Below are 6,678 nucleotides of genomic sequence, written 5' to 3'. Positions count from 1 at the left end.
GTGGAGATCTACCAGAACTGCAACATCTTCAACGACGGCGCCTTCGAGGTCCTCAAGGACAAGGACCAGGCCACCGAAGCGGTCATCCGCCTGGAACACGGACAGCCCATCCGCTTCGGCACCGACAACACCAAGGGCGTCATCCGCGACCAGGCCACCGGCGACCTCCACGTCGTCGAGGTCACCCCGGAGAACGAGGACCGCATCCTGGTCCACGACGCCCACGCCGCCTCCCCCACCACCGCCTTCGCCCTCTCCCGCCTCGCCGACCCCGACACCCTCCACCACACCCCCATCGGCGTCTTCCGCAGCACCGACCGCCCCGTCTACGACACCCAGATGACCGACCAGCTCGAAACCGCCACCGAACAACACGGCAAGGGCGACCTCGCCGCCCTGCTCGCCGGCGGCGACACCTGGACCGTCGTCGGCTGATCAACGGTGAGACAGGACGGAGGCGGCATCCACCCGGCGGCGAGCAGTTCCCATAACCGGTGTCATGGGAACTCGGCTTGCGTTGGTCCAGACGGGGCCGCCACCCGGCTGACGCGTCGCGCAGTGGGTTTCCCGTGGCCGCGCGAACTCCGGGACGAACCGGGTTGCCCGGCCACGGTGGGATAGTGGCTATTTCTTGCGTTTCGCCTGATTACTGTGCTGGCATTGCCTTTTCGGCGCGCAGTAGCTGATGAGGCGTTAGCTCAGCTGGGAAGAGCAGGGGACTCATAATCCTCCGATCGCGGGTTCAAGTCCCGCACGCCTCACTGCGTCCTCCGGGATGCCCTCAGGCGTCGCCGGTAGGAGGCACGCACTGAACCGGGGCAGGGCCCGGACCGTCCGGGGACAACGTCGGGGGCACGGCCGGGCCGGCGTACAGGCGCCCCGGCCACCAGGCCCAGCGGCCCATGAGGTGCATGAGCGCCGGAACCAGGAACATGGCGAGGACGAACGCGCTGAGCAGGGTGCCGAAGGCGACCGCGGCCCCCACCTGCCGCAGCATGGAACTGTCGGTCAGCGCCAGCACGCCGAAGGTGCCGGCCAGGATGAGCGCCGCGGCGGCGATCGTGGGGGCCGAGAAGGCCACCGCGGCCCGGACGGCCCGGCGGAGCGGCACACCGCGGGCGAGCTCCTCACGCAGGCGGGTCACCATCAGGATGTTGTAGTCGGTGCCGAGGGTGACGACGAACAGGTAGAGGATCGCGGGGAGGACCAGCGAGAGACCGGGCTGGTGCTGTACCCCTTGGACGAGCCAGACCACCGAGCCGAGGCTGGCGGCGCAACCCAGGGCGACGGCGATCATCAGACAGAACGGGGCGAGCAGGCTGCGGAGCAGCAGCCCCAGAATGATCATGATGGCCAGTGCGGCGACGGAAAAGACGATCGTGTAGTCGCGCACGACGGCCTTCTGCATGTCCGCGTAGGCGGCGGAGGTACCGCCCACCAGTGCTCGGGTACCGGCGGGTGCGCCTTCGTGTGCTCTGTCGCGCAGCATGCCGCCGGCCAGTTCGACGGCCTCGGCCGCCGCGGGGCGGTGCGTGAGCGCGACCTTGTACAGGGCGACGCTTCCTTCCTCGTTCAGCACGGGCGGGGAGACCGTGCCCACTCCTGGGAGCTCTCCCAGTTCCCTCCCGTAGGCGCTGACCGGGGCGAGGTGGAGCGGGGAGCCGTCCTTGGTGCTGAGGTAGACCTTGACAGGGTCGGACTGACTGGCCGGGAAGCCGCGTTCCAGGTCCTTCGCGGCCCGGATCGACTCGACCTTCTGCGACTGACTGGAGGTTTCGAAGTCGGACGTGAAGTCGAAAGCGTTGATCGTGAGAAGAGCGAGCACGGTGGCCGCCGCGCCGGCGAGGAGACCGGGACGGCGTGCGACTGCCGCGCCGATGCCGCGGGCGACGGGGTTCCGGGGCTGCCAGGCCCAGGAGGCGGACGGCCAGAACGCCTTCGTGCCGAGCAGGGAGAAGACCGCGGGAACGAGAGTGAGCGCGGCGACAAGGGCCACGGCGACGGAGATGGCGAGCGGTGGCCCCATGGTCCGCAAGGTGCCCACGCTCGACAGCAGCAGGGCGAGGAAGGCGACGATGACGACGCTGGCCGCTGAGGCGAGGGTCTCGCCCACTCGGGCCACGGAATCGATAAGGGCTTCCTTCGGCTCTGCGCCGGCACGCAATTCCTCTCGGTAGCGGAAGAGAAGGAAGAGAATGTAGTCGGTGCCGATACCGAAGAGGACGACGATGAGCATCGCCGATACGAAGGCGTCGGCGTTCAGCCCGCTGACGGACGTGGTGATGGCGATGAGACCGACGGCGACCATGTAGGTGATCCCGATGATCAGGGCAGGCAGGGCAGCGATGAGCGGGCTGCGGAAGATGAGCAGGAGCAGGACGACGATGAGTACCAAGGTCGCCTTCATCACCAGTCCGTCGCTCTTGGCGGAAGCCTCCCTGGCATCGAGATCAATGGCCGCCCGGCCGGTGACGCCCATGCGCAGGTCGGTGTCGCGCAGCAGGGCTTTGGCGTCCTGACGCAGAAGCTTGACGGAGCGGCCCACCGTTTCGGCGGACGGGTCATCGGTGGTGGTGTGGACCTGGGCGAGCGCGATCCGGCCGTTGGGCGAGACCCCTTCGGGGCTGGTGGTGACGGCGGCGATCCCCGGGTGGTGCCGGTCGCTGAGGCCGGTGGCCACATGGGCGATGTCGCGTTCGTCTCCCGGGGTGAGCCGGTCACCGTCCTTGCGCTGGAAGACGGCGGTGGCCGCGGGCTGCCGGATGCTGGGAAAGACCTTCTCGTGCAGTCGGTCGGCTCGCGCGGATTCATAGTGCGAGGGCAGGATTCCGGAGCCGCCGGAGTGTGGTGTGGGCTCCGGAGTCCAGAGAGTGAGGGCTGTGGCCGCGAGGATCCATCCCGCGATCACGAGCCAGGGGCGGTGGACAGCGACCTGTCCGACTCGACGAAACAATGTAGTCCTCGGTGTTCAGAGCGGTGTGGCAGGCAGATGTGCGGCAGCCTGTGGGGGAGCGGGCGAGCGGGGGCCTGCGTGGCCGGGAGTCGGCAGATCGCCGGGGTCCGGTGCGGCGCGTGCCCGTTCTAGGAGCGATGGACTTCGGGGAAGCAGCCGTCGACGGAAACGAGCTCTTCCTCGGCGAAGGACGTCTTGTGCACGGCGGCGCAGTACTCCAGCAGATCGTCGGAGTCCGGGAGCGCTACCAGGGCGGAGGCCACGGAGGGCTGTCGGAGGACCCAGCTCAGGGCGCACTGCCGGGAGGATTGCCCGCGCCGGAGGGAGATCCGGCTGAGCCGTGTCTGCAGCCTTTCGACCTCTTTCCGGGAGCAATCGGGGTAGGGGCCGAAAGTGACATCGAGGGTGCCGTCCGCGACGCATCCGATCCTTTCGTCCGCCAGGACGTCCAAGAGGCCGTCCTCCGGCCAGCGGTGCAGCATCGAATAGGTGACCCTGCACACGGACAGTGGTGTGCCCAGGTCGCGGAGGATCGCCGCGACCCGGCGCACCATGGCGGGTGCGTATCCGGACAGCCCGACATACAGGGCCTTGCCCTGGCGGGCGATGGAATCCAGGGCGCTCGCGGTCTCCTCGATCGGGGTGAACGCGTCATAACGGTGTGCGTAAAAGACATCGACGCATTCCAGCTTGGTGCGGCTGAGCGTGGAATCCAAAGACGTCATCAGACACTTGCGTGAGCCGAAACCCGGCATGAGGCCGGACTGGGTGCCCAGCCCGGCGCGCGCGGAGATGACGAGGTCCTCGCGCAGATTGCTGAACCGCTGCAGCGCCCGGCCGAAGATCTCCTCCACCGCGCCGCGGGAATCCCCGTAATGCGGTGCCAGGTCGAAATGATTGACTCCGCAACCCACTGCTGTCTCCAGCGTGTTGCACATCTCTCTGACGCCCTTCTTAGGGCCGGAGTTCTCCTCGAGGTTCACCCCGATCGCCGACAGGTACAGGCCGCTGTTCGTCACCCTCCGATACTCCATCTGACCTCTGCGGTGCTTGCGACCGCCTTCGATGTCGCAGCTGACGTTCACTGGTGCACTCCAGAAGGTCGTTACTTTCGCATCGGCAAGTGGCAGCGCCGCCGATTCCGGACACAATCCAACACCGTTATCAGGGCGGTCTCGAAGAATGGACCTCGCCGGTTTGGTGGCAGTTATGGGGCAGATATTCCGGCAGGCCGCCCATATCGGGGATCTCCTCCTGCGGCCAGTAGCCGTGAAGTTATGGCCCGGCACTCCCTGTTTGGGGTAACCGAGTCGGCTGGGATGGTTACGCGGTTATGGGGTGACAGGCAGTGCGGAGCAGCGAGGTGTTCGGCGCTTTCTCCGGCCGGCGGCGTGCCGGGCACGGTCAGTACGCCGTCGGCGGCCGGAAGTAATCGGGAAGGTGGGCGGGCGGAGCTCCGTCCACCAGGGAGACCAGGATGTGCAGACCGGTGTAGAGGGTGAGAGCCGCGTTCGTACCTCCGACGACCGCCAGCAGGCGAGCCCACGGTCTGATCGCCGGGGGAAGCCGGACGGCCCCACGTTCCAGCCAGCTTTCGCCCTGGACATTGCGCAGGCAGCGCAAGGCGCTGAGCGCACCGGTGAACAGCCCGGTGGCGAGCATCTGGTACAGCGGGAACTGGTACCAGTTCCCGCTCCAGAGGGTCACTTCGGGCACGGCACGGGACCAAGCGACGACGCCGAGGAAGGTGAGCAGCGGCTCCGCCGCATCGACAAGGACGGCGAGGAGGAAGCCGGAAAGGACCAAGCGCACTCGGCTCGTGCCAGGCCAGCGGTCCATGATCAACGTCATGATCTTGCTGCAGGCCAGGACGGCCAGCAGCGCGGACACGGAAATGCTCAGTGTCACCAGGGGCAGCTCCGCCTCCTGGTGGGAGCCGAATCCTTGCCAGCCCGGCATATAAGGGCCCCATGAGCCCACTGCTCCCAGCACATGTGTATTGGCGACCAGTACCGGGTGGAACCAGTTCATCAACGGGCTCTGCCAGGAGGCCAACAGCAGGGCGGCGAAGAGCAGGGTGTCGAAGTCAAGGCGCTGCTTGATTCGGTATCTGCGGTAGAGGTAAAGGGCTAGGAGCGCGGCTCCCAGAACGGCTGACAGAGGGGCCATCACATCGATGGCCCGCACCGGCCCGTCGCTCTTTCCGGCCGACGCCGTGCTCGCCAGACGGTACCCGCCGTCCATGGCCCAGGAAGCAAGGACGTAAACTTCCAAGCCCAGCAGCAGAGCCCCGAGAACCGCCCATGCCGTCACCGGAACGGCGAAATATCGGACCAGGTTTGCCGGAGCGTTTCTCGTGTGTCGCAGACCAGACGGAGGGTTCACGCTCACACAGATCTCCTTCAACTCGGCATATTCCCGGTACAACTGGGCCAAGGTGGCTCAATGGTCGCGGAGTCTAACGACTGGAGGTGATTCTTCCGCCACCCCCTGAAGGCCCCAGAACCGGGCCGAGTTTGTGTTCCTTTCCCGGCCACTCGGAGAACCCCTGTCCCCTCCAGTTCCGGGGCGGGCACGCTGCCGCAGACCCAGGGGTTCCGGCGCGTCACTCGGTGACTAGAATTGATGCAGCCCGGTGAACGGAGAATCCAGCCGGATAACGGGCGCCTGTGTTTCGGCACTGGTTTCCGATCGTGGGCGCGCAGAACCACCCCTCTTTTGCCGCCCGCACCCGGCCGCCCGCGCATCACTTGCGGGTGGCCGGTTCTGTGTTCCCGGCGCTTACTTGGCGATCACTCCCCAGACCGCGACGGCGGCGGCCGTCACTCCGACCAGGGCGGGGACGATGGCCTGATACAGACGGGTCTCCCGCTCCCGCTCACGCCGCTCGGCTTCGGCCAACTGGTACCGCTCGAACGCGCGCTCCAGGGTCGAGCGTGCCTCCCGCTCCCGCTGAAGCCCCTGGTCGAGGGCGGCGATGCGCTGGTCGGCGTGGGCCGACTGCAGGGCATGCACCTCGGAGGACACCAAGCGGTCGAGGCGGGAGTTGATCCCGGCCATGCCGTCGTGGAACTCCCGCCGCAGCGCGTCGACAGTGCGACCGAGCTCTCCGACGGAGAGCGCGTCAGCATCGGCCATGACAGATCTCCTTGTGTTCACCAGCCTGCGCGGCACACCGGGTGACGGCCGACCCTGATGGAGGGGCGGGAGGACGGTGCCCAGCGCGGTGCAGTCGCGTACGCGATCTCTTCGCGGACAGGGCACCGGGGCGGCCCTCCGGTCGGAGAGCCGCCCCCTACGAGGGGGAACTCACTCGGCCGGGAGATGCCGCTGCAGCCAAGGGGTGTCCGTATTCATCGCCATGGCCGCTGCTTCGGCCTCCGCCGCCCTCCGGTCTAGGTCGGGGTCGGCCGGATCGGCCTCCGCGGTGGTCCGGGCCGCCGTCGCAGCGAGAGCGGCGGAGCCGGCGACGGCCTTCGCCGCGTCCGCCGCCTCACGGCTCCGCTGAGCGATCAGGCGGGTCCGTTCGGCTGTCTGCTCGGCGGCCTCGGCCTGGGCCGTCGCGGCAGCAAGGGCGACGGGCCCCGCCTGCGCGCCGGCGTCCGCCGCCAGCGCGGCCGCCTCAGCCGCCTGGGCCGCCGCCTCCCTGGCCGCGCCGGCCGAGTCCGCGCACTTGGCCACCTCTGCCGCTGCCCGCGCCCGCGCCGCGGCGGGCCCCCCCGGGG

The 6,678-nt window shown here is 68.1% G+C and carries 4 protein-coding genes, 1 tRNA gene and 2 pseudogenes; 2 read left to right on the top strand and 5 right to left on the bottom strand.

Annotated features, from left to right (window positions below):
• Positions 1-435: pseudogene (locus ABZ951_RS33220) on the top strand (2-oxoacid:ferredoxin oxidoreductase subunit beta); the annotation flags it as partial.
• Between the two features lie 252 nt (positions 436-687).
• Positions 688-761, top strand: a tRNA-Ile gene (locus ABZ951_RS33215).
• A 20-nt stretch (positions 762-781) separates the two neighbouring features.
• Here the strand turns inward: ABZ951_RS33215 and ABZ951_RS33210 are convergent.
• From ABZ951_RS33210 to ABZ951_RS33190, 5 genes and pseudogenes are all read right to left on the bottom strand, one after another.
• The gene (locus tag ABZ951_RS33210; RefSeq protein WP_344098078.1) at positions 782-2,953 is read right to left on the bottom strand and encodes an MMPL family transporter; all 2,172 of its coding nucleotides are present in this window, start codon (positions 2,951-2,953) and stop codon (positions 782-784) included.
• Between the two features lie 128 nt (positions 2,954-3,081).
• Positions 3,082-3,972, bottom strand: a complete 891-nt coding sequence (locus ABZ951_RS33205; protein ID WP_344098079.1) for an aldo/keto reductase — start codon at positions 3,970-3,972, stop codon at positions 3,082-3,084.
• Between the two features lie 385 nt (positions 3,973-4,357).
• The gene (locus tag ABZ951_RS33200) at positions 4,358-5,227 is read right to left on the bottom strand and encodes a spirocyclase AveC family protein (protein WP_344098080.1); all 870 of its coding nucleotides are present in this window, start codon (positions 5,225-5,227) and stop codon (positions 4,358-4,360) included.
• 507 nt (positions 5,228-5,734) lie between these two features.
• Positions 5,735-6,091: a hypothetical protein gene (locus ABZ951_RS33195; RefSeq protein ID WP_344098081.1), complete on the bottom strand. Its 357-nt coding sequence runs from the start codon at positions 6,089-6,091 to the stop codon at positions 5,735-5,737.
• 171 nt (positions 6,092-6,262) lie between these two features.
• Positions 6,263-6,678: pseudogene (locus ABZ951_RS33190) on the bottom strand (hypothetical protein); the annotation flags it as partial.

The organism is Streptomyces sp. NPDC046215, from assembly GCF_040646215.1.
GTDB lineage: Bacteria > Actinomycetota > Actinomycetes > Streptomycetales > Streptomycetaceae > Streptomyces > Streptomyces stramineus.
The sequence above is the reverse complement of the archived record's forward strand: the minus strand, read 5'-3'. Positions and strand labels throughout refer to the sequence as shown.